Origin of the sequence: Eggerthella guodeyinii (assembly GCF_009834925.2) — a bacterium.
Lineage (GTDB): Bacteria > Actinomycetota > Coriobacteriia > Coriobacteriales > Eggerthellaceae > Eggerthella > Eggerthella guodeyinii.
Window position 1 is genome coordinate 37,839 of sequence record NZ_CP063310.1, and the last position, 26,471, is coordinate 64,309.

Annotated in this window: 26 protein-coding genes; 19 read left to right on the forward strand and 7 right to left on the reverse strand. The window is 59.3% G+C overall.

Going from position 1 to position 26,471, the window contains the following annotated elements; all coding sequences use genetic code 11:
• The first annotated feature begins 43 nt into the window (after positions 1–43).
• The 15 genes from GS424_RS00165 to GS424_RS00235 all read left to right on the forward strand — a co-directional run bounded on the left by GS424_RS00165 (position 44) and on the right by GS424_RS00235 (position 17,351).
• Complete coding sequence (locus GS424_RS00165) at positions 44–1,360, forward strand: adenylosuccinate synthase (protein ID WP_160940807.1); 1,317 nt, start codon at positions 44–46, stop codon at positions 1,358–1,360.
• A gap of 133 nt (positions 1,361–1,493) precedes the next feature.
• On the forward strand, positions 1,494–2,789 hold the full coding sequence (purD, locus tag GS424_RS00170) for a phosphoribosylamine--glycine ligase (protein ID WP_160940806.1): 1,296 nt from the start codon (positions 1,494–1,496) through the stop codon (positions 2,787–2,789).
• Positions 2,789–4,105: a coproporphyrinogen III oxidase family protein gene (locus GS424_RS00175; protein ID WP_154332641.1), complete on the forward strand. Its 1,317-nt coding sequence runs from the start codon at positions 2,789–2,791 to the stop codon at positions 4,103–4,105. The genes purD and GS424_RS00175 overlap by 1 nt, the downstream gene beginning before the upstream one ends.
• A 165-nt stretch (positions 4,106–4,270) precedes the next feature.
• Positions 4,271–8,233 carry a prepilin-type N-terminal cleavage/methylation domain-containing protein gene (locus GS424_RS00180; RefSeq protein WP_160940805.1) on the forward strand — a complete coding sequence of 1,321 codons (3,963 nt, stop codon included), beginning with the start codon at positions 4,271–4,273 and terminating at the stop codon, positions 8,231–8,233.
• Complete coding sequence (locus tag GS424_RS00185; protein WP_244977623.1) at positions 8,230–8,871, forward strand: hypothetical protein; 642 nt, start codon at positions 8,230–8,232, stop codon at positions 8,869–8,871. Before GS424_RS00180 ends, GS424_RS00185 begins: the two co-directional genes overlap by 4 nt.
• Positions 8,868–9,203, forward strand: a complete 336-nt coding sequence (locus tag GS424_RS00190; protein ID WP_160940804.1) for a type IV pilus modification PilV family protein — start codon at positions 8,868–8,870, stop codon at positions 9,201–9,203. The genes GS424_RS00185 and GS424_RS00190 overlap by 4 nt, the downstream gene beginning before the upstream one ends.
• A complete protein-coding gene (locus tag GS424_RS00195; protein ID WP_160940803.1) occupies positions 9,200–9,694 on the forward strand; it encodes a hypothetical protein in 495 nt (164 codons plus the stop codon). Before GS424_RS00190 ends, GS424_RS00195 begins: the two co-directional genes overlap by 4 nt.
• Entirely contained in the window at positions 9,695–11,401 is a 1,707-nt protein-coding gene (locus tag GS424_RS00200; RefSeq protein WP_160940802.1) for a GspE/PulE family protein, read from the forward strand.
• Positions 11,402–11,432: 31 nt separating this feature from the next.
• The gene (locus tag GS424_RS00205; RefSeq protein WP_160940801.1) at positions 11,433–12,488 is read left to right on the forward strand and encodes a type IV pilus twitching motility protein PilT; all 1,056 of its coding nucleotides are present in this window, start codon (positions 11,433–11,435) and stop codon (positions 12,486–12,488) included.
• A complete protein-coding gene (locus tag GS424_RS00210; RefSeq protein WP_160940800.1) occupies positions 12,488–13,696 on the forward strand; it encodes a type II secretion system F family protein in 1,209 nt (402 codons plus the stop codon). Before GS424_RS00205 ends, GS424_RS00210 begins: the two co-directional genes overlap by 1 nt.
• A gap of 110 nt (positions 13,697–13,806) precedes the next feature.
• Positions 13,807–14,202: a prepilin-type N-terminal cleavage/methylation domain-containing protein gene (locus GS424_RS00215; protein WP_244977739.1), complete on the forward strand. Its 396-nt coding sequence runs from the start codon at positions 13,807–13,809 to the stop codon at positions 14,200–14,202.
• A gap of 30 nt (positions 14,203–14,232) precedes the next feature.
• On the forward strand, positions 14,233–15,084 hold the full coding sequence (locus GS424_RS00220; protein WP_280527517.1) for a prepilin peptidase: 852 nt from the start codon (positions 14,233–14,235) through the stop codon (positions 15,082–15,084).
• Positions 15,085–15,119: 35 nt separating this feature from the next.
• Positions 15,120–16,115, forward strand: coding sequence for a pilus assembly protein PilM (pilM, locus tag GS424_RS00225; protein ID WP_160940797.1), 996 nt, complete (start codon positions 15,120–15,122; stop codon positions 16,113–16,115).
• Positions 16,116–16,117: 2 nt separating this feature from the next.
• Complete coding sequence (locus GS424_RS00230) at positions 16,118–16,762, forward strand: hypothetical protein (protein ID WP_160940796.1); 645 nt, start codon at positions 16,118–16,120, stop codon at positions 16,760–16,762.
• Positions 16,749–17,351, forward strand: a complete 603-nt coding sequence (locus GS424_RS00235; RefSeq protein ID WP_160940795.1) for a hypothetical protein — start codon at positions 16,749–16,751, stop codon at positions 17,349–17,351. Before GS424_RS00230 ends, GS424_RS00235 begins: the two co-directional genes overlap by 14 nt.
• Positions 17,352–17,392: 41 nt before the next feature.
• Here GS424_RS00235 and GS424_RS00240 read toward each other — a convergent pair whose 3' ends face one another.
• Positions 17,393–19,900 (reverse strand): transporter substrate-binding domain-containing diguanylate cyclase, encoded by a 2,508-nt coding sequence (locus tag GS424_RS00240; RefSeq protein ID WP_160940794.1) that lies wholly within the window; start codon positions 19,898–19,900, stop codon positions 17,393–17,395.
• 265 nt (positions 19,901–20,165) lie between these two features.
• Here GS424_RS00240 and GS424_RS00245 point away from each other — a divergent pair, with 265 nt between their 5' ends.
• Entirely contained in the window at positions 20,166–20,621 is a 456-nt protein-coding gene (locus GS424_RS00245) for a hypothetical protein (protein WP_160940793.1), read from the forward strand.
• Positions 20,622–20,837: 216 nt separating this feature from the next.
• Positions 20,838–21,026: a hypothetical protein gene (locus GS424_RS00250; protein ID WP_160940792.1), complete on the forward strand. Its 189-nt coding sequence runs from the start codon at positions 20,838–20,840 to the stop codon at positions 21,024–21,026.
• A 57-nt stretch (positions 21,027–21,083) separates the two neighbouring features.
• Here GS424_RS00250 and GS424_RS00255 read toward each other — a convergent pair whose 3' ends face one another.
• Together GS424_RS00255 and GS424_RS00260 are read right to left on the reverse strand one after the other, a co-directional pair.
• Positions 21,084–21,518 (reverse strand): hypothetical protein, encoded by a 435-nt coding sequence (locus GS424_RS00255; protein WP_160940791.1) that lies wholly within the window; start codon positions 21,516–21,518, stop codon positions 21,084–21,086.
• An 11-nt stretch (positions 21,519–21,529) separates the two neighbouring features.
• Positions 21,530–22,510 carry a hypothetical protein gene (locus GS424_RS00260; RefSeq protein ID WP_160940790.1) on the reverse strand — a complete coding sequence of 327 codons (981 nt, stop codon included), beginning with the start codon at positions 22,508–22,510 and terminating at the stop codon, positions 21,530–21,532.
• A gap of 157 nt (positions 22,511–22,667) precedes the next feature.
• On the opposite strand from GS424_RS00260, the gene GS424_RS00265 reads away from it, so the two are divergent.
• On the forward strand, positions 22,668–22,898 hold the full coding sequence (locus GS424_RS00265; protein ID WP_160940789.1) for a helix-turn-helix domain-containing protein: 231 nt from the start codon (positions 22,668–22,670) through the stop codon (positions 22,896–22,898).
• Positions 22,899–22,933: 35 nt separating this feature from the next.
• Here the strand turns inward: GS424_RS00265 and GS424_RS00270 are convergent, their stop codons facing one another.
• A complete protein-coding gene (locus GS424_RS00270) occupies positions 22,934–23,860 on the reverse strand; it encodes a hypothetical protein (RefSeq protein ID WP_160940788.1) in 927 nt (308 codons plus the stop codon).
• 301 nt (positions 23,861–24,161) lie between these two features.
• On the opposite strand from GS424_RS00270, the gene GS424_RS00275 reads away from it, so the two are divergent.
• Positions 24,162–24,773 (forward strand): hypothetical protein, encoded by a 612-nt coding sequence (locus GS424_RS00275; protein WP_160940787.1) that lies wholly within the window; start codon positions 24,162–24,164, stop codon positions 24,771–24,773.
• A gap of 250 nt (positions 24,774–25,023) precedes the next feature.
• Here GS424_RS00275 and GS424_RS00280 read toward each other — a convergent pair whose 3' ends face one another.
• From GS424_RS00280 to GS424_RS00290, 3 genes are read right to left on the reverse strand one after another with little or no spacing between them, the layout of a single operon-like run.
• On the reverse strand, positions 25,024–26,037 hold the full coding sequence (locus GS424_RS00280) for an IS110 family RNA-guided transposase (RefSeq protein ID WP_160940786.1): 1,014 nt from the start codon (positions 26,035–26,037) through the stop codon (positions 25,024–25,026).
• Positions 26,034–26,234 carry a helix-turn-helix domain-containing protein gene (locus GS424_RS00285; protein ID WP_160940785.1) on the reverse strand — a complete coding sequence of 67 codons (201 nt, stop codon included), beginning with the start codon at positions 26,232–26,234 and terminating at the stop codon, positions 26,034–26,036. Before GS424_RS00285 ends, GS424_RS00280 begins: the two co-directional genes overlap by 4 nt.
• Complete coding sequence (locus GS424_RS00290) at positions 26,227–26,436, reverse strand: helix-turn-helix domain-containing protein (RefSeq protein WP_160940784.1); 210 nt, start codon at positions 26,434–26,436, stop codon at positions 26,227–26,229. Before GS424_RS00290 ends, GS424_RS00285 begins: the two co-directional genes overlap by 8 nt.
• Positions 26,437–26,471 lie beyond the last annotated feature (35 nt).

The window sequence follows — 26,471 nt, forward strand, 5'->3', positions numbered from 1 at the left end:
ATACTGTGAGTCTGCGATTCAAACACCGAAAGGACAAACAGACATGCCGAGCACGGTTCTGATTGGCGCCCAGTGGGGCGACGAAGGCAAGGGCAAAGTCACCGACCTGATCGCGCGCGAATACGATTACGTGGTGCGCTACCAGGGCGGAAACAACGCGGGCCACACGGTCATCCACGGTGATAAGAAACTCGCGCTGCACCTCATGCCCTCCGGCGTCATGTACGAGCATGCGGTTCCGGTCATCGGCAACGGCGTGGTGGTCGATCCGGGCGTGCTCATCAAAGAGATGGCCATGTTGGAAGCCGAAGGCATCTCCTGCAAGAACCTCAAGATCTCGTGCGACGCGCATGTGATCATGCCGTACCACAAGGATTTCGACGGCGCCGACGAGAAGCGCCTGGGCGACAACAAGATCGGTACCACGAAGCGCGGCATCGGCCCCTGCTATCAGGACAAGGTGGCCCGCAAGGGCATCCGCATCCAGGACCTGCTGGACGAGAAGATATTCCGCCTCAAGCTTGAAGCGGTGCTTTCGCAGAAGAACCCCATCCTCGAGAAGATCTACGGCCTGCACACCTACACGGTCGAAGAGATCTGCGACGAGTACCTCCCCTATGCGCGCATCCTCAAGCCGTACATGGCCGAAACGGCCCAGCTGCTGAACGAGGCCGTGCGCAACGGCAAGTCCATCCTGTTCGAGGGCGCGCAGGGCACGCTGCTCGACATCGATCACGGCACGTACCCTTACGTCACGTCCTCGTCGTGCTGCGCCGGCGGCGCCGCCACGGGCACGGGCGTGGGCCCCACGGTCATCGACCGCGTGCTGGGCATCCAGAAAGCCTACATCACGCGCGTGGGCGAGGGCCCCTTCCCCACAGAGCAGCGCTTCCCCGAGGACGGCGGCACGGGCGAGGAGGCCGAGGTCGGCGAACTGCTGTGCAAGGTGGGCCACGAGTTCGGCGTGACCACGGGGCGCAAGCGTCGTTGCGGCTGGTTTGACGCGGTCATCGCGCGCTACGCGGCCGAGGTCAACGGCCTGACCGACGTGGCGCTGACGAAGCTCGACGTGCTGTCGGCCTTCGACACCATCAAGGTGTGCACGGCCTACGAGTGCGACGGCAAGGTGTACGATTACTTTCCGATGCAGCAGAGCGTGCTGTTCCACGCGAAGCCCGTGTACGAGGAGCTTCCGGGTTGGAAGGGCGTCGACATCACCGAGTGCCGCACGTTCGAGGAGCTTCCCGAGAACGCCCAGCGCTACGTCGAGTACCTGGAGAAGATCACCGGCGTGCCGGTCAGCATCATCGCCGTCGGCCCCGATCGCGACCAAACCATCATGCGCGGCTGGGATCGGTAACGCTGCGACGACCTGTAGGACATCGCGATGTTTCACGTGAAACAAATCGTCGCAAAAGCGTGCGATAAGGGAACAAATGTTTCACGTGAAACATCGGACCATCGAAATGCTTTTGGGTTTGAAAGGACCTGATATGAACATCTTGGTATTGGGTGGCGGCGGTCGCGAACATGCCATCGCGTGGGCGCTGGCGAAGTCCCCGCGTACCGACAACCTGTACGTGGCGCCGGGCAACGGCGGCACGGACGGCATCGCCCAGAACGTTGCGGGCCTGAACGCCGAAGATGGTCAGGACGTGCTCGCGTTCGTGCGCGAGCATGCCATCGACCTCGTGGTCATCGGTCCGGAAGCGCCGCTCGTGGCGGGTGTGGCCGACGTGCTGCGCGCCGAGGGCGCCGCCGTGTTCGGCCCCGACGCGCAGGGCGCGCAGCTCGAGGGCAGCAAGACGTACAGCAAGGAATTCATGGACGCCAACGGCATCCCCACGGCGCGCTATGCGAGCTTCACCGAGCTCGAGCCGGCGCTGGCCTACGTGCGCGAGCTGGGCGCTCCCATCGTGGTGAAGGCCGACGGCCTGGCCGCGGGCAAGGGTGTCATCGTGGCCGAGGAGCTGGAGGACGCGGAAGACGCCGTGCGCTCCTGCTTCGACGGCGCGTTCGGCGACGCCGGCAACGTGGTGCTGGTCGAGGAGTTCCTCACCGGCCCCGAGTGCTCGCTGCTCGCGTTCGTCACGGGCGGTAAGGCGCACTGCATGGTGACGGCGCAGGATCACAAGCGCGCGTTCGATGGCGACCGCGGCCCCAACACGGGCGGCATGGGCGTGTACTCGCCGGTGCCCATCGTGGAGCCCGACGAGCTTATCGCCATGCGCGAGATCATGGAACGCTCCGCCGCCGCCACGGCGCGCGACCCGTTCGCGAACGATTACCGCGGCGTGCTGTACGGCGGCTTCATGCTGACGCCCCAGGGCCCGAAGGTGCTCGAGTTCAACGCGCGCTTCGGCGATCCCGAGACGCAGGTGGTCCTTCCGCGCCTCGAGTCCGACCTTGTGGACATCATGCTGGCCGTTGCCGAGGGCCGTCCCGACGACATCGACCTGCGCTGGTCCGAGCAGTGGGCCGTGTGCGTGGTGCTGGCGAGCGAGGGCTATCCGGGTGCGTACGAGAAGGGCAAGGTCATCCTCGGCATCGACGACGCCGAGGAGATCGAGGGCGTGACGGTGTTCCATGCCGGCACCGCCAAGAATTTCGACGACGAACTGGTTACCGCCGGCGGCCGCGTGCTGAACGTGGTGGCGCTGGGCGATTCGTTCGACGATGCTCGCGAGAAGGCGTACGAAGCGTGCGACCTCATCAACTTCGAGGGCAAACAATACCGCAGCGATATCGGAAAACGCGCCGCCGCCGGGCGTGCCGCGTGGGAGAACTAATGCTTTCAGAACGTTTGCTCACCTCCGTCGTGCGTCAATGCACGAAGAACTACCTGCGCCTCGAGCCGACGCAGGAACGGCGTGTGCCCGGCCCGGTTCCCGGCCAGAAGTACATGCTGTACATGCACGTGCCGTTCTGCGAGCGGCTGTGCCCCTACTGCTCGTTCAACCGCTTCCCGTTCGCGGAAGACCGCGCCGTGCCCTACTTCGCCAACATGCGCAAGGAAATGCTCATGTTGAAGGAGCTGGGCTACGATTTCGACAGCCTGTACGTGGGCGGCGGCACGCCCACCATCATGATCGACGAGCTGTGCGACACCATCGACCTGGCGCGCGAGACGTTCTCCATCGGCGAGGTGTCGAGCGAGACGAACCCGAACCACCTGATCCCCAGCTACCTGGACAAGCTGCAGGGTCGCGTCCAGCGCCTGAGCGTGGGCGTGCAGAGCTTTGACAACGACCTGCTCAAGCAGATGGATCGTTTCGACAAGTACGGCAGCGGCGAGGAAATCCTCGAGCGCATCGGCGAGGCGAGCCCCTACTTCACGTCGCTCAACGTGGACATGATCTTCAACTTCCCGGCGCAGACCGAGGAAGTGCTGTTCTCCGACATCGAGCGCGTGGTGGAAAGCGGCACGAGCCAGACGACGTTCTACCCGCTGATGGCCAGCCCCAGCGTGTCGCGCTCGCTGGCGCGCACCGTGGGCAAGGTGGATTATGCGCGCGAGCAGCGCTTCTACGAGATCATCTCCGAGGTGCTGGCCGGCGGCGAAAACCCGCTGTTCGAGCACGGCAGCGCCTGGACGTTCAACAAGCGCGGCACGGGCGCGGCGGGCGAGGACGCGATGATCGACGAGTACGTGGTCGATTACGAGGAGTACCCGGCCATCGGCAGCGGCGGCATCACCTACCTGGGCAACAACCTGTACGTGAACACGTTCTCGGTGAACGACTACAACGACGCCATCGAGCACGACCGCATGTCGCTCATGGGCAAGGCCACGTTCTCGAAGCACGACCAGATGCGCTACCGTTTCATGATGCAGCTGTTCGGCTTGCGCCTGGACAAGCGCCAGTTCGAGAAGGACTTCGGCGTGTCCGTGGAGCGCGGTCTGCCGGTGGAGATGACGTTCATGAAAGCGTCGGGCGCGTTCGATCGCGACAACGCCGACGAGCTGACACTCACGCCGAAAGGCCGCTACCTCATGGTGGTGATGATGCGCCAGTTCTTCATCGGCGTGAACAACCTGCGCGATCAGGCGCGCGCCGCCCTCGTGGGCGAGGAGCGCGAGCTGATCTTCGGCGACGGCAAATAACCGCGCGCTACCCTCAATTAAAAGTTGAAACGCCCGCGCCTCGTCGCGGGCGTTTCTGGTGTATGGACTACCGTTTCGATATCCCCCCGTGCTGTAAGTGTTATGATGCATGGCTAAGGCTTTTTTATGCTCTATTGCCTGATAGGAGAAGGAAGCGGCACAGCTATGACCGATCGGGTAAAGCATACGGCGGGTTTCACGCTCGCTGAGCTGATGATGAGCATCGCCATCATTCTCATCCTTGCGGCCATCGCCATCCCTTCCATTTTCAACGCGCAGAGCAACATGCGCATGGTCGAGCTCAACAACGCCGCCCAGTCCATAGCCAACGCCGCTCAAACCCAAATGACCGCCATGAAGGTGTCGGGCACGTGGATGGCGTTTCTCGATGACCGCGCCGAAGGGTCGGGAACGTATCTCCTCCGCGACGAGGCGCGCGCATCCAATATACTCACATCGCTCTCGGTCGACTCCACCGTATACGACGGCGATTACGTCATCGTGTTCGACCGGGACACCGCCTCGGTGACGGCGGTTTTCTACACCGACGGCAAAACCGGCTTCTTCGGCCAAGCCCCCGCCACCACGAATGCCGCGCAGACCTACTATGCGGGTGGCAGCGGAAGTACCGACCAGACAGCCCGCATGGCGAACGACCCCATGATCGGCTACTACGAAGGCACCCCGTCCGGCGCCACCCCCGAAGTAGCCCTCAGAAACCCCGTGATCTGGGTGGATGAAGCAGAGAGCTACCTTTGCATCGAAAACCCAAACCTTGCCAGCGGCGCGTCGTGGGCAAATGGCTCAGCGTTGTCGATTGAGCTCACCGATCTCGCTGAAGGCAAGAACAGCGTTTCAATCACTATCAGCGGCTTGCAGCTGGAGGGCGGTGCTCTCTCCGGGATGTTCGAGGTGAAGTCTTCTGATGATGCGGTCGAAATGGATCTGCCGACATCGGCGAATGCGGTTCAGCTCGTTAATCGTACGACTTCCTCGACGAGCCCTACGGTTTACGCTATTGATCTGAATGCGCTTTCCGATTTGATTGCAGCAAAGAGCGAAGCTGCAAGCACGTTTATGGATAATTTCGCGTATCACGATAAAATTCAAGTCGAGGCTCAGGTGACTACGGGAGACAGGGCGTCTGTTCCCTCGTCGGCGCAAGCCTTTATCGAATGGCCGGAACCAGTCCCTAGATTGACCGTTTTGGTGACGAATCCCAGCTATAGGTACCTTGATGAAAACGGTACCAAAGAGAAGACCCAAGCATCTCATATTAAAGGAACGTACACAGATCCTGTTGTCGAGTTGGTGCCTGCTTCGGGAGTGGGCGACGTTGTCGGCATATCGCTGAAAGACAAGGATAAGGCTGTTATCAGAGGGGTAAAAACTAACAACGATAAGCTAATAAGCGAGAACGTGGAGTCGTCGCGGCAAGCGTATACGGGCGGCTGGGTCAAACTCAACGATGCAGATCAAAAAGAAGCCAATATACGAGTGACTACGGGTTCGTACACGCCGAACGGATCGACGACGGAGACTGGCACGAACTTGGGATCGGTTCAATCGGGAACCGAAAGCCACCAGTACCAAATTTACGAGTTATGGGTAAACGAGCTGAGAGCCGGCTACCTGGAAAACAATGTCTGGCATTGGGATGGAGAAGTAGGGGAGGCGTTCTCGGCCGGCTGCGTTGATGGGCTGCAAGAGGGTGAGGCTCCTACCGACTTGACGACCATCACGTTCAATACCAAGAATCTCAATGCCGCCGACCTCAGCGTCATCCCGAAAAATGATGCTGGCGGTTACGACGTGTACGTCAGAACAACGCCAAAGATCGCTGAAGTAAAATCGTTCTTCGAGGATACCGCCCCAACGCTGGGTGGAAAATACCTCGTCTGGAATGCTGGAGTAGGCACCACCGGATCGCGTGGCGGCAATTGGGGAAAGCCCGTTAGACAGACGTTCGAGAACGAGTTCGGCGCTTCTTCTGCCGTTGCTCTATGGAATGTGACCACCATGCGCGGCGGTCTTGAGGAGTTCCCGGCATCGAAGGATTTGCGCGTGTACTATTCGGCAACCCCTGCCGTTGGATGGCTGCCTGAAAATTCTAGCTACGACGTTTACTCGTCCTATACTGCGTTGCCAAGTGTGGTTCTATGGTATTTCCCCTCAACATCCAATTATTCATGGGGAACAGACGTGGCTACGCCTGATGCGTACGTGTCCGAAGCGCGCCTGTCGGAAGGAGAGGACGGCTTCAAGCTGGTCAAATCAAGTTCTGCAGATTTCGAAATACCCTACAACTCGACGACGACGGGATTCCTGCAGAGCGGCCGCGACGAACTGTTCTATCGCGTTTTGACCTATTGTGACGAAGAGGGAAATCCCCTGAGCGAATACGAGAGGCAATACGTTCCCTATACGGTTCAAAACGATGCAACCTATGCCGCAATCAAAGACGCACCCGAAAAAGAGGGCTCTATCTTCACCGGATGGAAAGTATCTGAGGGGAGTGCATACCCTGCTGGCAAGGAGTACACCATTCAGCTAGGCGAAGGCGGGACCACCGTAGGCGATCACAACGACCAGCTCTCTTACGGCGCAGTAAAGCTGATCGCAACCTACAAAGAGAAGCCGAAAATGGGCCTGGGATTGGTGTATCTGGAATTTGACTCGAACAACAACATTACCGGCTCGTATGGGTATCTGGATTACAAAGAAAACCTTGCGGATAATTTGAACGATGGTGAAATCAGCAACTGGGGCTACTATATCGTGGTCCCTTCTGGGAACAACGTAAAGCTGAGCGCAGACAATGTGACAATGGGGCAAAAGAGTAATCTTATAGAAGGGTACGACACCTATTTGCTCTCCCCAAAAGATGCTGCGCGAAAAGCACAGTATTGCACGGCAACTATGACGCTTGAGAAGGAACAGGTGTCGTATTATGTGAACTTCAACTTTGCCGGAGCGGTGACGCTTGATGAAAATGTTGCCAAGGTCTGGGGTGATAGTGAAGATTCGGCGTGGTGCGTGAGAGATGCTACCCAGTTCTTCGGGTCTCTTCCATGGATTACAAACGATTCGATACAGTCGTACTATGCGAGCGATTATTTCCTGCAAACGCATGACATCGAGCTTGGCTCGGTAAGCGGCTATAAGTTTACAAATGTGTTTACCGGGGTATACGATGGCGGTGGGTATGCTATTCGAAATTTCACGGTGGTCACGTACACGGCGCTCGGTAACGGTGGGTACCGAGGCGATTCCGTCTCCGGAGGCGGCAGCCTGCAAGGGCAAGGGCTCTTCCCCTATGTGAGAAAGAGCTCCGAACGTGAAACCGCATTGAAAAATATACGACTTGTTGCGGATGGAGCCTCGATAGAGTCGTATGGAACGAATGCAAAGGGCTGCTTCGGATTGCTTGCAGGGGTCATCGAAGGGGCGAAGGTAGAGAACTGCCATGTTGAAGGAGGGGACGGTCAATTCACCCTTCACGATATAGCGCTTAACAACGGGGTTGCGGGAGTGCTCGTTGGTTGGGTGTATGGTGGAGAGGTGGTAGATTCTACAGTGGAAGGCTTGTCTACCAGCTTTGAGGTCAAAGGGGGGTCGTGGGGCGATCCGATCGAGGCGGGGGGATTGATAGGTAGAGTTACGACGCCTGAAGGCCAAGACGCGGCTGACGCGAAGGTGACTCGATGCAAAGTTCTGAACTCGAGCATACGTTTCATCGGAACCGGTAGAACAGACAAAGATGCTTATATAGGTCTCTTGCTGGGCAATGCGGAGCGCGCGATTGTGGAGAGCCCGTCGGTGGAAAAAAGCACGATAGAAATAGTTGCCGGCGATGCTCATTGGCGCAAAAGCGTTAACCTCGGTGGCCTTGTGGGACGTGGCTCTCAGCTAAACGAATCCGCAGGTACGGTGACAAGCGTTACGTTCTATGTTCCTGAGGAAGAGGAAGTGGAAGAGGGGCAAGAAAAGAAGACAGATCGGTATTGCGGGCAAGCGATAGGTTTTGCTGATTTCGCTTGTCTGTATAGCGGAAATACTTATTCGGATATATATCTTTCTGTGGGAACTGAGAAGGAGGCTGTTGCGGACGAGGTCGGCCGACCATGATGCGCACCCGACATATTCTCCGCGATACCTCCGGCGCCTCTATCGTCATCGCGTTGGTGTTCTTTCTGATCTGCGGGATCATTGGGTCGGTGGTGGTCACGGCGGCGTCGGTGCAGGCAAAGGCGGCGCAGACGCATATTGACCTGCAACAGGACGAATACACGATGCAATCGGCGGCGGAACTGGTCGCTCAACAGCTAGGCGGCGATGATTTAACTTGGAATCAAAGGTCGGTCACGGTAAAGGTCGTCACCGCGGGTACGAAGGTAACAGCTGACGTCGATGGTGTGACGTCGGTATTAGGCCAAAGCTTTTGGACGCAAAAACAAGCAAACACGATACTCGAAAAGCGTGCTAACAAAGAAACGTATGTCGTTGGAGGTTCTGATACGAACCGTCTTCAAATAAAACCCAGCGACGAGTGGAACTTCAAAACTGTATATGGAAAAATTACAATAGATGCCGATCTCAACATGAAAGTCGATCTGTCGTTGGATCCATCTCTTTCTGCGGATTCGAAGTACAACATGACCGTGCTTATACAATGTACCCCAACGTTTAACGCGTCAGGCCAACTGGTCGAGTTCACGTATGGCGACAACACGTCTATAGTGAAAACGCAAGGAGGCCAGTCATGATGCGCTTGCTCGATAAAGTGTATAGCAAGCTGGCCGATCAGCGGGGCGATTCGATGGTCGAAGCGTTGGCGGCCATCTTGATTGCTGTGCTGGGCGCCACCATGCTTGCAACTATGGTGATGGCGTCCGTAAGCGTGACATCCAGAAGCGAGCGCGTTTTGCACGCATCCTATGCAGCGGAGTCTTCTCTGTTGTCGTCATCTCCCAACATCGGTAGCGTTACGGTTGTGATGCCCGATGGAGAAGATGGAACAACGACTTCTCAAAGCATCAAAGTGATGTTGTACAGCTCAGGTGGATACAACTACTATCGCGAAGGTCAATCAAAATGATCTTCCATTTCCACAAGACAAGTCTTCTTGCCCGCCTGCGCGACACGCGCGGGTTTATGATTGCTGAGCAGCTGATCAGCATCATCTTCATCGGGTTGTTGTGCATTGCGGTGACCGCGGGGTTGCAGGTGGCGATGAACTCGTATGGCCGCATCACCACGCAGACGCAGGCCGATTCGATGTTGTCGCAGGCAGTCGAGGTGGTAAGCGACGAGCTGGTGTACGCGCTCAGCGTCGAGGCCGACAACGTCACGTTCGTGAGCGCGACGCGCCACGAGAGCGCGACGCTGCGATCCGGCGAGCAAGGCATCTGGCTTGAAGCCGACGGGACGCAATACAACCTCGCGCCGACTGAAAACGGGCTCAGTCCTACGCTCAGCGATCTTTCGTACGATGCCTATGCCGGCACCTGGTCGTTCCGCATAACCATACAATCGGGCGGCTCCACGCTTGCCGACACTACCATGACCGTGAAGAGGATAGGATCGTAGATGGCCTATAAACGTTTGGGAGACGTGCTGATCGATGCGGGCCTCATCACCGAGGACCAGCTGGGGTATGCCCTGAAGCAGCAGAAGGAGACGAAGCGGCGCCTGGGCGACGAGCTCATCGCCGAGGACGTCATCACGGAGGCGGGCCTCATCGAGGCGCTGCAGATGCAGCTGGGCGTGGAGTTCATCGACCTGTCGGCGATCGACCTCGATCCCGATATGAGCCGCGTGATCTCGAAGAACGTCGCGCGCCAGTACAACGTGGTGCCCGTGCGCACCACGCCGGAAGAAGTGTACCTCGCCATGAGCGACCCGCTGAACTTCATGGCCATCGAGGCGGTGAAGAACGCCACGCGCAAACGCGTCGTCCCTATGGTGGCCACGCAAGACTCGCTCATGCGCGCCATCATGACGCTGTACGGCAACGAGGGCGCCGCTCGCGCCATCGAGGAGATGAAGCGCGACGCGCGCGCCACGGGTTCCGACGACGCGGCGGCCGGCTCGTTCCAGACTTCCACGCTGGGCGACGACGCCGACGCGCAATCCGCACCCACGGTGCGCCTCGTGAACAGCATCATCGAGCGCGCTGCAACCGAGCGCGCCAGCGACATCCACCTCGAGCCGCGCGAAGCCGACCTGCACGTGCGGATGCGCATCGACGGCGTGCTGCGCACGATCCTCACCGTGCCGAAAGAGCTGCAAGCGTCGGTCATCTCGCGCCTCAAGATCATGGGCGGCATGAACACCTCGGAGCGCCGCGTCCCCCAGGACGGCCGCGCCAACATCCGCCTCAAGAAGCAGGACATCGACCTGCGCATCAACACGCTGCCCACCATCCACGGCGAGACGGTGGTCATCCGCCTGCTCGACAAGAGCGAGGCGCTGTTCGACCCGTCGGGCATCGGCCTCGAGGGCGACAACCTCGACAAATACCAACGCCTCATCGGCGCGAACAACGGCATGGTGCTGATCGTCGGCCCCACGGGCTCGGGCAAGAGCTCCACCATGTACACGATGATCCGCCAGTTGAACACCGACTCGGTGAACCTCGTCACGTTGGAAGACCCCGTCGAGTACAACATCGACGCCGTCAACCAGGTGCAGATCAACGAGAAGACGGGCATGACGTTCGCCAGCGGTCTGCGCGCCATCCTGCGCCAGGACCCCGACATCGTGGCGGTGGGCGAAATCCGCGACGGCGAGACGGCCGAGATCGCCATGCGCGCCGCCATCACCGGCCACCTCGTGCTGTCGACCGTGCACACCTACGACGCCGCGTCCACCATCGACCGCCTCATCGACATCGGCGTGGAGCCGTACCTCATCGCCAGCGGCGTGCGCGGCGTCATCTCGCAGCGCCTCGTTCGCAAGGTGTGCCCGCATTGCCGCGAGGAGTACCGCCCCGACGCCGAAGAATTCGACGCGCTCGGCCTGCCGCACGACCCCTCCGTCAAGTTCTTCCGCGGAACCGGTTGCCCTATGTGCTTCGGCACGGGGTACCGCGGACGCACGGGCGTGTTCGAGATCCTCGTCATCGACCGCGCGCTGCGCAGCCATATCACAGGTGGCGCCACGCGCGAAGAGTTGAAGGACGCCATCGACCGCACGGGTTCGTTCAAGACGATGGAAGACAGCTGCCGCGAGCTGGTGCTGTCCGGCGTCACCACCGTCGAAGAAGCCCGCAAGACCATCACGGCGCTGGAATAGCGACCCTCACCTCCGAGCGAAGGACCCCTTCATGAACGTTGAACAGATCATCGACCTCGCGCATCAAGTGAACGCGTCCGACGTGCACATCGTGTGCGGCTTGCCCGTGAAGTTTCGCGTGGGCGGCCGCCTCATGGATGCGGGCGTCGACGGCGATGCGCCGCTGTCGCACGAAGATTGCGAGCAGCTTGCGCGCGAGCTGGCCGGCGACGATTTCGACCGCATCAAGCGCATCGGCGAGCTCGACCGTGCCGAGACGCTTGCGGGCGTGCGCGTGCGCATCAACCTGTTCCGCCAGCAAGGCCACGTGAGCGCGGCCCTGCGCCTGCTGTCCGACCGCATCCCGGCGCTCGAAACACTCGGCTTGCCGCCGGCGGTCATGGACTTCCCCGGCATCCAACGCGGCATCGTGGTGGTCACGGGCGAAACCGGCAGCGGCAAATCGACGACGCTCGCCGCGCTCATCGACAGCATCAACCACACGCGCGCCGAGAACATCATCACGATGGAAGATCCCATCGAGTACATCTACACGCCCGATCAATCCATCATTTCGCAGCGCGAGGTGGGCCAGGACACCGAAAGCTACCACAACGCCCTGCGCGCCGTGCTGCGCGAGGATCCCGACATCATCCTCATCGGCGAGATGCGCGACCTCGACACCATCCAGACGGCGCTGACCGCGGCCGAGACGGGCCACTTCGTGCTGGCGACGCTGCACACGAAGTCGGCCGCCGACTCAATTGATCGCATGGTGGACGTGTTTCCCGAAGGCCTGCAGCGCCAGGTGCGCATGCAGCTGTCCACGACGCTCGTAGCCGTGCTGTCGCAGCAGCTGCTGCCGCGCCGCGACGGCGTGGGGCGCTCGTTGGCGTGCGAGCTCATGATGGTGACGCCCGCCATCCGCAACCTCATCCGCGAGGGCAAGACGCCGCAGATCGCGAGCGCGCTGGGAACGTCGGCCGCGGCCGGCAGCGTGACCATGGACAACGCGCTGATCGCGCTGGCCCGCAACCGCGAGATCGCGTCCGATACCGCCATCGCCGCCGCCCACGACGTCGACTACGTGAGAAAGAACCTCCGCTGATGCCCACCTTTACCTACACCGGAATGACGGCCGCCGGCGAGCGCGTGGACGGCGTCGTCGAAGCATTCGACGAGATCGAGGCCATGGAACGCGCGCGCGAGCAGTGCCGCATCGTGCAGAGCGTCAAGCCCGTGCGCGAAGGCAAGAACCTGCTGACCATGGACATCACGAAGCCGAAGGCCAAGCAGAAGAACCTCGCCATCATGTGCGCGCAATTCGCCACCATCCTGAATGCGGGCCTCGCCATTTCGCGGGCGACGTCGTTGGTGGCCGAGCAGACCAACGACAAGTACCTGAAGCGCGTGCTGTCCGAGGTGGCCGAAGACGTGTCGGCAGGTCATGGCCTGGCCGAAAGCTTTCAGAACAAGGGCGAGAACCTTCCGCGCGTGTTCATCGAGACGGTGCGCGCCGGCGAGGAAAGCGGTCATCTGCCCGAAAGCTTCGAGCGTCTGCACGATTACTACGACAAGCGCGCGAAGGTGCAGGCGAAGGTGCAGGGCGCGATGACGTACCCCATCTTCGTGGCGATCATAGCCGTGGTGGTGATCGCGGTCATGATGGTGATGGTGATCCCCTCGATGACGGGGATGATCTCGTCGTTGGGCGCGGACACGCCCGCCATGACTCAATTTTTAATTGATGCATCGGACTTCGTCACGAACAACATTCTGGTCATTATCGTGGTCATCGCGCTCGTCATCGTGGGCGTGAAGCTGTTCAGCAACACGGAGCAAGGCAAAACGACGTTCGCCGTTTTGAAGCTGAAGCTGCCCGTGCTGGGCGTCGTTGGCGTGTATTCTGGCGCCGCCCAGTTCGCGAACACGATGTCGATGTTGGTTGCGGCGGGGCTGCCCATCACGCGCGCGGTTGCCATCACGTCGCGCGTGATGAGCAATCATGTGCTATCGCGCGAGGTGGGGCGCATGGAAGCCGGCCTGGAGGAGGGCCGCACGCTGGGAGAGGGGCTGGAGGCGAGCACCTATCTGCCACGCACGCTCATCGAGATGACCATCGTGGGCGAGCAGACCGGCGAGCTTGAGGGCACGCTGGAAACCATGGGCGTGTTCTACGACGACGAGACGCAGCGCGTGACCGACAAAGCGCTCGCGCTCATGGAACCGGCCTTGCTGGTGCTGATGGCGCTGTTTGCAGGTTTCATCGTTATCGCGCTGTATTTGCCTATGTTTTCGTTGTATGCTGCGATGTAACTCTTTCGACACCCCGGGGTATCGAAAATGTCACATTGTACAGGAGAAAAGTGGGATTTGTTCGATGCCTGGATGACACGAACACGGAGAAAGGAATCGTAGTGAAAGAAATGATAAAGAAGGTGCGCGAGGATCGCAGCGGCTTCACGCTAGCCGAGCTGCTGATCGTCGTGGCGATCGTAGCCGTGCTCGTGGCGATTGCGGTGCCCGTGTTCACGGGTGCGCTGGGTAATGCGGAACAAGCAGTTGGGGATGCCAACGTCCATTCGGTTAAATCGGCAGCTGCAACAGCTATCCTCACTGACGAGGCCTACGAAGTTGGAACAAACACGACCTGGGTTGCTACTGCCACGGTGGGTAACGATGGCACTATTACAAACCTCACGGTGAACGAAGGAACGGGAACCGACAACGCCGAAAAGCAAGACGATGGTTCTTGGGCTGTCACAGCGGCTATTACTCAAACTGATTTGCCTGCGGTTGGCGGTCAAGTCACCAATCCGTAAGTGACCATCCCTCTAGCAATTTTCTCTCCGGTGCAGGCGGCGATCCTTTTGGGGATCGCCGCCGTACTCGGTGCTTGCTTGGGGAGCTTCGTGAACTGCTTGGCGTGGCGGCAGGCCAACGGCGAAAGCGTGCTGGCCGGCCGCAGCCATTGCACCTCGTGCGGTCACGTGCTGGGCGTGCTCGACCTGATCCCCGTCGTCTCGTGGCTTGCCCTGCGCGGCCGCTGCCGACACTGCGGGCAGCGGGTGAGCCCGCGCTACGTGATCGTCGAAGCGCTCATGGCCGTGCTGTTCGCGGCGGTGGTCGTGCGCTACGGGGTGTCGGTGCAGACGGCGGCGTATCTCGTGCTCGTCTGCATCCTCATGGCGGTGGCGCTTGTCGACCTGGACACCTTCACCATCCCGAACGGGTTCGTGCTGGCCGGCTGCGTGCTCTGGCTCGTCACCATCTGGTTCATGCCCGCGCCGCGCGCCGACGCGTTCTCGGTGGGCAGCCTGTTCGCCGGCTGGGTGCATCCGGGTGGCTCGGTGGCGCTCGACGGCATCGTGGGCGCCGTGGGCGTGGCCGGCGGGGTGCTGCTGCTGTCGCTCGTGTTCGACATGGTGACGAAGCGCTCGTCGCTGGGCGGCGGCGATGTGAAGCTGCTGTTCATGGTGGGCTTGTTCTTGGGGCTGGCAGGGTCGATGCTCAACCTGCTGGTTGCGTGCGTGGCGGGATTGGCGTTCGCGGTTGTTCGGGGGCTTTCCGCTCCGTCCTCGCAAGACGAGGACGAAAGCATCCGAACAAGGGCGATCCCCTTCGGGCCGGCCATCGCGGCGGCGACGGTGTTCACGTTGCTGGCGGGGCCGACCATCCTCACGTGGTATGCGGGGTTGTTCTGACAGGGTATGCAGCGGGCTGAAAGGAAACGCGCCGCATGGGCAAAACGTACACGGGCGTCGATATCGGAGACAGCAGCGTCAAGCTGGCGGTCTGCGACGGCGAGACGGTGACCAAAGTCGCAATAGAAACGCTGCCCGACGGCCTGGTGGTCGACAGCCGCGTGGTCAGCCATGATGCAATGGCCGACTTCATCAAGAGCGTGGTGAAAAACACGGGCGGCGTGCCGAAGGACGTGGCGTTCGTCGTGCCGGCGGCCGACAGCCTGTTCCGCCGCCTGTCGCTGCCCGCCATGACCGAGAAAGAGCTGCAGCTGAACCTGCCCTACGAGTTCCGCGACTACATCTCGCAGGGCAAGGACCGCTACCTCTACGATTACGCGATGCTCGGCATGCAAAACGGTCCCGACGGCACGCCCGAGGGCATGGAACTGCTCGCGGTCGCCGCGCCGAAACAGGCGATTGCCGACTACACCGAGATGTTCCGTCGCGCCGGCCTCAAGCTGAAAATGGCGCTGCCCGAGCAGGCGGCGTACCAGAACCTCGTTGGCGGCAACTCCCGCGCGTTGGCGAACTGCTGCGTGATCGACTTCTCGCACCATGTCACGAAGCTGCACTTCTTCCTCGAGGGGGCCTACGACGTGGCCCGCGTCATCGAGATCGGCGGCATCGACATCGACCGCGCCATCGCGCGCGAGTTCGGCGTGGACGAGCACGTGGCCAACCAGTACAAGCGCGCCGATTACGAGCACGCGCAAAGCTCGGAAGGCGCGCGCGGCGTGTACCAATCCATCGCGGTGGAAATCGGCCGTGCTCTGAACTTCTACGGTTTCAACAACCCGAACACCTCCATCGAGGTGGCGTACTGCTGCGGCGGCGGGTCGCTGCTCAACCCGCTGGTCGAAGCGGTTGCCGAGCACGCCGACATCCGCGTCGCCTCCATCGCCGACGTGCTGCCGCCCGCGCGCGTGCCCGTCGAAGAGGCGCTCCGCTGCCCGGCCGCCATCGGCGCCACCATGAAGGCGGGGCGATAGCCATGGATCTGAAGCGGGAAGTGTCGCTCGGCTCGCTGAAGCGCAGCAAGGCGCCGACGTACCCGACCAAAACGTCCATCAACCTGGTCGATACCGAGCAGGCGCGCGGCAATCTGGCGGTGCAGCTCGCGCTGTTCGCCATCGCGCTCGTGCTGATCGGCATCTTCGCGAAGTTCGCGGTCGTCGATCCGCTGTCGGCCAGCATGGCCAGCAGCAACGAGGTGTCCGCCGCCCAGGCGCGCCTCGATGCGCTCGTTGCCGAGAACGCCGATTACGAAGAGCTGAACGCGCAGTACGACCGTTACGTGGTTCCGGGGCTCAGCGACCAGGAGCAGAACCTCGTCGACCGCGACACGGTGCTCGACCTGTTGCAGCAGAAGGTCATGAATGTGGGTTACCTGGACTCCCTGCGCGTTGCGTCGAACACGGTGACGGCCACCTGTTTGGGCGTCGACTTGAGCCGAGTGTCTGCGCTGGTGGAAAGCCTGGAGAGCGACGAGCGCGTGTCGCACGTGACGGTGTCGACGGCGCAGGGCGAAAACGACAGCGGCACGTCGGCCACGATCCAGATCGTGTTTAAGGGTCCGCTGGATATCGAAGCGGAAGCCTCGGACGAGGGAGAGGGGGCCGACAATGGCGCGGCGTAGCATTTTGAACCGCTCGTTTTCCACGCGCGAGACGGTGCTCATTCTGGTTCTGGCGCTGCTGCTCGTCGTGGCGTGCTATTACTTCCTCGTGGTGAAGAACGTGTCCGATACGGTGGCGGCGAACAACGAGCAGCTTGCGGGCATCGAGATGAACATCGGCGCGCAGGAGTCGCTGGCCGCTGACCGCGCGCGCATGAAAGCCGAGCTCGACGAGCTGGGCGACGACGAAACGCTGCCGGAGGTGGCCGTCTACGACAACATCCGCAACGAGCTGAACGAGCTGAACACGCTGCTGGGCAGCGCGACCACGTACAACCTGTCGTTCGGCCAGCCGACGGTGGAAGGTCAGCTCGTGCGCCGCACGGTGACGGTGTCGTTCACGACTCCCAGCTACGCGTCGGCGCTCGAGGTGGTGCGCCAGCTGGAGAACGGCACGTATCGCTGCCAGATCACCGACTTCACGATGACCGGCGAGCTGCTGGCCGACGGTAGCGTCAGCAGCGTGAACGCGACGCTCAGCGTGACGTATCTCGAGACGACGAACGGCGCCACGAACACCAGCGGCCTCGTGGAGAAGAGCACCAAGTAGCACGGCAGCAGCGAGGAGCGAGGGGTGCGGTTGCGAGGAGCCTATTCGGGTCGGTAGTGCTCGATGACGAAGCGGTTCTTGCCGTCGGCCTTGGCGCGGTAGAGCGCCTTGTCGGCTTGCCGGTACGCGCTCTGGTACGAGTCGGCCTTGCCGTGCAGCTCCACGCCGCCGATGCTGAGCGTCACGGCGTGCGGATCGCCCTGCTGGTCGGGGAACGACACGCCGTCGCCCACGATTGAGGCGCAGGCCTGCGCGAGGCGGTCGTAGTCGATTTCCCCGTCGATGCAGATGGCGAACTCGTCGCCGCCCAAGCGCCCGACCAGGTCCTGTGGGCGGAACGCCTTCGCCAGCGCCGTGGCCGTCTGCTGCAGCGCGCGATCGCCCGCGAGGTGGCCGAAGGTGTCGTTCACGCTCTTGAAGTCGTCGGTGTCCACCACCAGCAGCGCGCCGGCTTTCCCGGTGACCAGCAACGCGCCTGCCTTTTCCTGGAACGTCTTCCAATTCAGCAGCCCGGTTAGGCCGTCGTGATGAGCGCGCTCGGACAGGTCCATCTTCTCGCGCATCTCCTCGTCGATGTTGGCGATCTTCCCGATGACCGAGATGGGCTTGCCGTCGTCGTCCTCGACGAAGTGCGAGGTGACGCGTATCCATTGACGTGCGTTTTTGGAGTCTTCGCCCGTGTTGCACAGCACTTCCGTCACGGCATGCGACGGAGCCGTGAAGGCGTCGAGCAGCTCGGCGCTGCCGCCGGTCTTGATGCGCTCGCGAGCGTTGTCGAGCGCGAGGTACGAGGAGTTTTCGTTCCGATCGGTTGCGTCTCCCTCGGGCAGCCCGTCGATAAGCTTCTTCGACTTCGATATGCGCAGGGTGTCCGTCTTGATGGAGTACTCGAAGAACTGCTCGTTGGCCAGGCGGTACAGCTCTTGGAAGCGCAGGTTCTCCTCGCGCACGGCGCGCGCGGCGGCCATGCGGGAGCGCAGGTACAGCATGAGCAGCACGATGATGATAAGCAGCAGCGATATGCAGCCCAGCGCGAACTCGAGCAGGTGATCGCTGATGAACGAGCTGATCTGCTCGCTCTGGTCGATCAGCGAGTTGTCGTAGATGATGGAGTCGAGATCGGTGGCGCTCAAATCGCGCAGCGATTTGTTGAAGATCACCAGCAGGTCGGGATCGATCGGTTGCACGATGCCGAAGCAGATGTCCACCGTCTTCGTGGACATGGGCAGGTACAGCAGGTTGTTGAGGTTGTCGATGTTGAGGTAGTAGGGCGTGGTGTAGGATTGCCCGTACGTATAATCGGCCTTGCCGGAATTCACCGCTTCGAAGCACTCTTCCAGGGTGTCGTAAATAAGCGTGTTCGCACCTTCCGGGGCTACTTCGCCCAGCTCCCAGGGGAGCGCAAGCGTCTTGCCCTCCAGGTCGTCGGGGTCGACGAATTTGCTGTACACCAGCAGCGTGGAGGTGGTCATGTAGGACGCCGTCAGCGCGAGGCTGTGATCGTTCGCGGTGCTGTCGTTGTCGTTCACGCCGGCGATGATGTCCACGTTGGCGTCGCGAATGGCCTCGTCGAGGTCGTCCGAAGGGGAGATCTGCACGACCTCGAACGAGAACCCGGCGTGTTTGGTGAGATACTCCAGCACGCCTTTCGTCACGCCCTTGAACTGGCCGGTTTGCTTGTCGAACGATTGAAGGGGAGCCTTCTCGGAGATCACGCCCACGCGCAGCGTCTCGTGCTGCTTCGCGTACTGCAGCTCTTCGTCCGTCAGCGCGAAGTTGGTGTCGGCCTTCATGAAGTACTTGTCATACAGCGTACTTTGAAGCTGGGGGTTGCCTTGGTTGATGTGCTCGATGGTGGCGTCGATCTCGTCGATGATGGTGCGGTCGCCTGCCGGGCCGGCTAAAAAGTAGGGGCGCTCGGCGAACGACGAGACGATGTGGAAGCCGTCCTGGATGTTGATGTCGATCTCGAGAAACGCGTCGGCCTCGCCCGTCAGCGTCTTTTCCTGCATCTCTGCGATCGTGTCGCATTCGATGGTGACCAGCTTGATGCCGTTCTGCTCGCAATAGTATTCGAGCTCGGCGCGCCGCTGCTTCGCCGTGGAGACGATGGCGACGCGCAGCTCGTCTTGCGTGAACAGGTTGGTTTGCGAAACGGTTGCTCCGGCGTTCGGCGCGAACAGCGAAGTGTGCGCGGCGCCGTAGCTGTTCTCCGGGTATTCGTACAGCTCGCCGAGCGCGGGGCTGTACGTCATGCTGCCGACAACGTCCACGGTGGCGCTGTCGATCATGTCCATGAGGTTGGCCGCTCGCTCACTGCTCGTTTCGCCTTGGGCTTCGACGAATTCGAACGTCCAGCCGGTGAATTGCGCGATGCGCATGAGGTAATCGTACGTGTATCCCTCGTAGGTGCCGTCGCTTTTTTGCGTCAACATGCCCGCGCTGTCCATGTAGCCGACGGTGACGATGCGTTCCTGGACCTCGGCGTCGGAATCTTGGGCGAACGCGGCGGCGGGAAAGAGCGCGCATACCAGCAAAGCCGAAAGCAACGCTCTCGTGAGGGCGAGCAGAGATATCGGTTGTGATCCCCTGGTAATCACGTGGCCTCATCTTGGTTCCGTGTGTGGCATATAAGTTACCAGTATAGCCCCTCCCGTGTGGAAAAGGCGGGGGAGGGTAGTTTATTTGACGTGCTCGGGGAACGCGCGAATTTCAACGAAGCTTTACGGATGAACACGAGGGGTTCCAGTTCGAGGACACCAGATAGGGTATCCTCGAATGCGGTGATAAATGATGTGCAGGGCATGGGGACAAGTGGGCTATACGAACAGCATGGGCGTGGGGGCGTGGTTGGGATCGACGGCGGCTATCATCGTGATGCTCGTCGTGCTGGCGGTTTCGCTCGTTGCATTCCGGTTCTGGATCAAACAGGTGCAGTTCGGCGCGGCGCGGGCGTTCGTCGTTGCCGTGATGCCGGCGTCGGTGATCAACGTGGTGATGGTGCTCGCGCTTCTGCTGGCCACTCCCGGCGGCTTGTGCAACAAGGGCGAGATGGCCTGGTTCCTGGTCACCCCGTTCGTCGTGTACAGCATCGCATCGCTGGCGCTGTGCGCCGTTCTGCTCGTTTCGGGCGACGCGCGAAACCGCGCCTACGCGCACATCGACGCGCTCACGGTGTCCGGCACCCTCACCGCCTATTACGCGTTCCTGCTCATCCTGTATCCCGTCGCGTTCTGCCTCTACGCGCTCATGCGGCCGCTTCCGCTGTGAGACTTGGCAACAAAAAAGCGCTCCCGAAGGGAGCGCTTTTGCATGCACATGGTGGTCGGAGGGGGACTTGAACCCTCGACATGTAACGCCTGGTCAAACTTATGAAACCTTGATGGGTCATTTACGAACAACCGAGGGGAACAGAGGGGCTTGTAAGACCCCGTAACTCCCTGTAGTCATGTACAGAATTCGTACACGTTACAGAGAGGGCCATCAATGGAGAAGTATGCAACCGTCTTAAATCTTGAACTGGAGCCGTTGTATAACGATTTGCTCAACTTAGCTAGCCTATTGCTCGCTGTGGGGGATGCGCTTGAAAACGAAGGGGATCTATATGCTGGTGCGGTTGTTGTGGCAAGACGTGAGCTTGAAGCCGTTTGCACCTCGTTGAAACAGGGGATGTAATAGACAGAGGCTCCTTATCGGAGCCTCTGCTACTTGAATAAATGCGAGCCGATTTGCTCACGAACTTGTCTTTGCGTCGGCTTTGGAACTATAGAAGACCTCTTCCCCTGTGAAGCCGATAAGCTTTCTATCGAACACTAACCTCTGACCGTCGGCACTTTTTGAAGCCGTTGCTGTTAGAGTAGTGCCATCTTTCTTGAAGAATTGGTATGAGTCTCCATCCTTCTTGAGCTTACCGCTCATAGCAAAATCTCCCGTTACCTCCCACCTGTCTCCATCGAGGATGAGATTCGCCCATACCTCGCTCCCATCGACAACATCCGTAGCCCGCGCGTACCACGTGCCAGATAGACCCTGCGCATCCTTCGAACAGCTGGAAATCCCCGAGGCCGCGAACGTTCCGACGAAAAGAATGACGAGAGTCAGCGCCACAAGGGTCGCTATCATACCCGGTGTCCAAAAACGCTTATGGTCTGTTGCTTTCTTTCCCATACTCGGCCTCCTTATCGTATGTAGCTCAGAGCCGCTTCGTCGGCTCTGCCTTTGTCTTCCGAGTAGTCCCCTTCCATAAAGACCACCGTATCGTCAGCTTTATCAACGCATGCGACTTTCGTACTATTAGCCGAGCTATCCATCTGGTAAACAGCCCCAGTCTCAGCAACAAGCAGCCCGTTCTCTACCGTACCCCGCAGCACCAGACCGCCGCCGCCATTTCCGTTCATGACTTGACTTCCGATACTCCATTCAGAAGAACTGATGCTCAGCGTATATACCACATCGTCCAGTGCGCGATATAGCTTCAATTGCTGCTCTTCTACGGGCGCGGCGTTGTCGGAATTGTTTTGCCTGTAGCGCTCGACCGAAGAAGAGTCAGGAGAGACGCTGCCCCCAACGCTGCCGCTTGCATCCCCGCTACGCTGGATACTCCCCTCGCCTATGAGCTTCCCAGCTTTCTTCACCGCTTCGTAGCCCACTGGCTCAGTGGCCGTTACGAAAAGCTGTCCCGCGTCACTGAACCCCCACCAATTCCCTTCGCCGACGTAGCACCTCGTCACGTATAGTTCGTATCTCTGCGGCATGCCGTAATTTTCAACCAATTGGCTGAAATTCTCGCAAACGATGCTTGCTTCTCGTGAGCCGGTCGGGCCGTTCTTCCAGTCGCCATAACTGCATAGATAGTTTCCGCTACCATCGAGCAACGCCACGCAGAAGCCTATTCCCCATTCGGTATTCGGAGAGCTTGCTTTCACAGTTAGGCCAGTTTCGACAACCAGCACATCACTTTCAATTAGCGTCCCATCCATCGTTTTAGCCTGATAGCCGCTGTCGTACCAGATTGCACCTGCCGTAGACCCGTTTATGGGACAATCGGTCGAGAAGTTACCCTCGCGCACATAATCATCCGCTGTTTTCTCCTGAACCGCCGAAGCCTCTTCGCTTGTTGCTTCGGTCGCCTCTTGCTGCGCACATCCTGTCAACGACATAGCAAGCACCACTCCAAGTACCAGCCCTACGCATCGACGCATCGAACCCTCCTATCAACGGATACGCAGATACTATATCGCAGATTGTCACTGATTAGGGTGTAACTCATATAGGTCTATAGGGAACGATGTGAGCCTATCGGAGAAAGGCTCACGCATGACGGAACTGGATATAAAGATGAAAACGGGACTTCGTATCAAGGAGTTGCGTGCAAAGACGGGTCTAAGCCAAGAGAGTTTTGCGTGGGGCATCGGGATGGCGAGAACGTACTTCGCAGAGGTGGAGACGGGCAAACGCAACATGTCGCTCGTGAACCTTGAACGAATAGCGGATGGCCTCGACGTGACCTTGACTGAGTTCTTCGACTCGGAATTATTCGACAAATAGCATCGGCTAAATATTTATTTAGCCGAACAGTACTTCTATCTGCTCAGCTTCAACGCAATGAAATATACAGGGAAATCAAAACCATCACGAGAAAGCACCATTGAGGCAATTCTTGCCGCTGCATTCGGGTATGATTCAATCCGAAACTCCTTTTTCACCTGCAATGGAAAAGCATAGCCCTGCAAATGAGTTGAATATCTTTCCCAAAATAATCCGAAATCGGTTGAGCAAATATAGGCAATGACGAAAGTTGCCGTGCCTAAAGCGTTGTAGTTAGATATTGCCTTGGCTATATGGCTGTCAATATACGCAGAATCCACGCTGGACAGTTTCAATCCTTCAATTACTGCGACTTCTTTTCCGGCCTTAGAAATCAAAATGTCTACTTCTCCAGCGTCTTTTCCGCTGACTGATAGGCCATGGCGTGTCTGATCCTTAACTTCGTTATAGCCCATGACAGACAATGCATCGCGCAAATAATCGTTTATGCTGTTCTCGGTGCTGCTCTCTCTGTATGAAACATTTAAACTTAGCCGTTCGCCAATTTTGATGATATCTGCCAATACAACTCGGGCGGTTTCGATGTCGGCGTTCAATCGCTCCTCGTTCGTCGAAGGAAAAGAGTCGATATCATCTGCAACCAGAAATACAATATCTCGCAAAAGAAAACCCGATTCAGAAGACCTTAATGCTTTTGACATGGCATTTTTGAGAATGTCATTATTGCTCTTTAAGACCGCAATGGATTTTTGCGGGCCTTCGATTGTAAAATCCAATGCCTTTTTATTCCAGTTATCGCCTCGCATGCCAGCGTAATATGCATTACCCAAATCCTCGCGCTCGCAACGACAACGTTCGAGTGCATCCGCCAAGTCACCACTCGAATACAATTGTTGCAACAATTGTCTCACACGACTATCAAAGCCGGAGGGAATCGAATAGCTAAAATCATATTGTCCCATACCCAGAAAGCTCCTTCGAGTTCACTAACCGATCATCTGGTTGCATGATATCGACGAAAGAAGCGTCAACCTCTCCCGCATAAATCGAACGAGAAGAGCTTGCTCCCAACCCCAACGCAGTTTCTATTATTACAGTACTGAACATCAGTCGCTTGCTAATACTTCTCGGCTGCATAACCGCTCCAACTTCCCAGCAGACCACATTAAGAAAATTATACGCTTCATTTGCCAGCGGACTTCGATATTGCCACCGTAGAAATCAGTGCTTGCCTGATGTAGCCTCATATTCGGAGGTGCTAGCATGGGAAAGAAATCGACAGCAGCGACGGTTGAGCTGCGCACGACCAGAGTAGCCGAACTACTGATAGAAGGGCGGAGCCGTGCCCAGATATGCGAATATGCGCTAAAGATGCGATGGGGCGTGAGTGTCGGGCAGGTTGACCGCTATATCGCGGCAGCGCGAGAGCGCATTAAGGCGGGCTGCTCGAAGGATACGGAAGCGAAATGTGCCCTCGCCGAAGCGCGCCTTGAGGCGTTGTACGGCAAAGCCGTCGAGGTGGGCGACTTCCGGTTGGCTCTCAATGTGGTGAAGGAGCAGCGGGCGCTACAAGGCCTTAACGAGGCTTCGGGCGTGGCTGCACCGGACAGGAATGCGCGCCAGTTCTACGCCGTGCTGGCCGCGTACGGTGAGGCTTTGCGAGCCAACTTGACCCCCGGCCAGCTCGGGGCGGTCGTGCGGGACGCGAACGAATACGCTGTCATCGGTCAATCTTTGGAACCTGACTGGGAACCTCCGGCTGATTGCATGGCCCAATGCGTCGAGGACATAAAGAAACTGGGAAGGACACGCACCCGAGAAGAGCTGCAAGAAGCCGGTATTATCGAAGAGGACGGTCTTGAGCTGCCCTCGTGAACTGTACAGGTATGTTGGCTACTCGGGTAACAGAGAACAGCAAGCCAAGGCCCGTGGGTCTCAGCTTGCTTTTTACGTAGGTCTCGAAGGAAAACCCTGCCGTCCGTCGGTTGCGGCGCGCACGGGCGCGCAAATCAGGTTGTCGTATCTCGACCCCGGAACGGAAAGTGATAGGTTGCGGCTAGGCCATGTACGTTGCGCCGTTCCGGGGCGCGACAATCGGGTGAGGTTTTCCTTCCTTGGGTTATGTCTAGTCGAGGCGGTGGGCTAGCGCCCATGTCTGCTCGGCGATGCAACGAGCCATGATGGCCGCGCGGTGAGTTTTCCTGCGCTCGCACGGGGAGCCATCGAGCGAAGCCAGGCACTCGCGTATTGCGTCGTTCTCGGGGTCGGCCAACCCTCCTGTTTGAAACAGGCCGCCCACGCGCATGACCGTCGTGGCAGCGCTGTAGAAGCAATCGCCCGACGCGGTGCGCTTCTCGCTGGAAAGCCGCGCTGATTTGCCTCCGGAGTTATGCGGCATGGGAACGAGGCCAAGGAAGCTCGCGTAATCGCGTGCCGTGTCGAAGCGCATGAAGTCCATGGCTTCTGCTGTCGCCGTGAACGCAACAACGGGGCCGATACCACTGATGCACGTCAATGCTCTCATGGCGGGGTCGCGCTTCACTTCGCGGTTCATAAATTTTTCAAGATGTGCAATCTCGCGGCCCGCGTTTTCGAGCTGAGCCGTCAGCGCTTCGAACGACAGGCGGTCGCCAGGATTCAGGGAGGCGAGTGCGCGTGTCCGCGAATCAACCGCTATATTCTTGGGCAAGCCGTGTCTATGAGAAAAGGCCGCAAGCCTGTGTTTCGCTGCTTTGCGTTGCTGTGCGAGTTCGTATCGCTGACGCGCCACTTCTCGCTGTGCTTCCTGTTCTTCGGTCGGGATGAAGACCGGCCGCAATTTGCTCGCTATCAACAACCTTGAAAGCGCTTCGGCATCCATCGCGTCGGTCTTGGCCCGTCCTCGCCCGAGCGTGCAGCCCTGCGTAACGGTACAAGGCACGCTGTGGTCAATGAGGAAGCGGGCGAGCGAGAAGCCGCAGTATCCGGCCTCGTATACTGCCTCGCACCGTCCGGGGAGGGCTTCGAGCCAAGCGAGTAATCCCATAAAGTCGCCGCCTCCAAATGTGCGAGTTAATGCTTCCCCGGTGCTGATATCGGCTGCGTGCGCAACGATACTGCGTGTATGCACATCAAGTCCAACTGCGATTCGCGCGCTCACGCCATCACCTCGTCGCTCAGGAATTCGGCTAAAGCCGGGCGGGGTATACGCCAGAGCCGACCGATCTTGCGTCCAGCCAATGCCCCGACGCGGCACAGCTCGCAGATAGTCTTGGTCGACACCTGTAAAATATCGGCAGCTTGTCGCACGGTAAGGACGGGCGGGTACTCCTGCAATCCAAGAATCTCGCTACTCATCGTCTGTCACCTCCTCGAACAGCTCATCCGGGTCTCCCTCCCAATCGAGAGCGCGCGCCAGCCTTGTCTTCCAGCTGGGCCATACCTGCGTCTTGCCCGTCACGATGCGGCTGAGAATCGAGGGGCTAATGTCCGCGCGCTGTGCGAGCTTGGTTTGACTCAGGCCCTGCGCCTCTCTTTCAAGCGTCAGTCGAATAGTCATAGAAAAATCCTTCCTCGGGTATTGACCTCACAACC

What these genes read in the sequence shown, in the direction of transcription:
- GS424_RS00165 (WP_160940807.1), top strand. Translation starts at nt 44, where the DNA reads ATGCCGAGCACGGTTCTGATTGGCGCCCAGTGGGGCGACGAAGGCAAG.
- purD (WP_160940806.1), top strand. Translation starts at nt 1,494, where the DNA reads ATGAACATCTTGGTATTGGGTGGCGGCGGTCGCGAACATGCCATCGCG.
- GS424_RS00175 (WP_154332641.1), top strand. Translation starts at nt 2,789, where the DNA reads ATGCTTTCAGAACGTTTGCTCACCTCCGTCGTGCGTCAATGCACGAAG.
- GS424_RS00180 (WP_160940805.1), top strand. Translation starts at nt 4,271, where the DNA reads ATGACCGATCGGGTAAAGCATACGGCGGGTTTCACGCTCGCTGAGCTG.
- GS424_RS00185 (WP_244977623.1), top strand. Translation starts at nt 8,230, where the DNA reads ATGATGCGCACCCGACATATTCTCCGCGATACCTCCGGCGCCTCTATC.
- GS424_RS00190 (WP_160940804.1), top strand. Translation starts at nt 8,868, where the DNA reads ATGATGCGCTTGCTCGATAAAGTGTATAGCAAGCTGGCCGATCAGCGG.
- GS424_RS00195 (WP_160940803.1), top strand. Translation starts at nt 9,200, where the DNA reads ATGATCTTCCATTTCCACAAGACAAGTCTTCTTGCCCGCCTGCGCGAC.
- GS424_RS00200 (WP_160940802.1), top strand. Translation starts at nt 9,695, where the DNA reads ATGGCCTATAAACGTTTGGGAGACGTGCTGATCGATGCGGGCCTCATC.
- GS424_RS00205 (WP_160940801.1), top strand. Translation starts at nt 11,433, where the DNA reads ATGAACGTTGAACAGATCATCGACCTCGCGCATCAAGTGAACGCGTCC.
- GS424_RS00210 (WP_160940800.1), top strand. Translation starts at nt 12,488, where the DNA reads ATGCCCACCTTTACCTACACCGGAATGACGGCCGCCGGCGAGCGCGTG.
- GS424_RS00215 (WP_244977739.1), top strand. Translation starts at nt 13,807, where the DNA reads ATGATAAAGAAGGTGCGCGAGGATCGCAGCGGCTTCACGCTAGCCGAG.
- pilM (WP_160940797.1), top strand. Translation starts at nt 15,120, where the DNA reads ATGGGCAAAACGTACACGGGCGTCGATATCGGAGACAGCAGCGTCAAG.
- GS424_RS00230 (WP_160940796.1), top strand. Translation starts at nt 16,118, where the DNA reads ATGGATCTGAAGCGGGAAGTGTCGCTCGGCTCGCTGAAGCGCAGCAAG.
- GS424_RS00235 (WP_160940795.1), top strand. Translation starts at nt 16,749, where the DNA reads ATGGCGCGGCGTAGCATTTTGAACCGCTCGTTTTCCACGCGCGAGACG.
- GS424_RS00250 (WP_160940792.1), top strand. Translation starts at nt 20,838, where the DNA reads ATGGAGAAGTATGCAACCGTCTTAAATCTTGAACTGGAGCCGTTGTAT.
- GS424_RS00255 (WP_160940791.1), bottom strand. Translation starts at nt 21,518, where the DNA reads ATGGGAAAGAAAGCAACAGACCATAAGCGTTTTTGGACACCGGGTATG.
- GS424_RS00260 (WP_160940790.1), bottom strand. Translation starts at nt 22,510, where the DNA reads ATGTCGTTGACAGGATGTGCGCAGCAAGAGGCGACCGAAGCAACAAGC.
- GS424_RS00265 (WP_160940789.1), top strand. Translation starts at nt 22,668, where the DNA reads ATGACGGAACTGGATATAAAGATGAAAACGGGACTTCGTATCAAGGAG.
- GS424_RS00270 (WP_160940788.1), bottom strand. Translation starts at nt 23,860, where the DNA reads ATGGGACAATATGATTTTAGCTATTCGATTCCCTCCGGCTTTGATAGT.
- GS424_RS00275 (WP_160940787.1), top strand. Translation starts at nt 24,162, where the DNA reads ATGGGAAAGAAATCGACAGCAGCGACGGTTGAGCTGCGCACGACCAGA.
- GS424_RS00285 (WP_160940785.1), bottom strand. Translation starts at nt 26,234, where the DNA reads ATGAGTAGCGAGATTCTTGGATTGCAGGAGTACCCGCCCGTCCTTACC.
- GS424_RS00290 (WP_160940784.1), bottom strand. Translation starts at nt 26,436, where the DNA reads ATGACTATTCGACTGACGCTTGAAAGAGAGGCGCAGGGCCTGAGTCAA.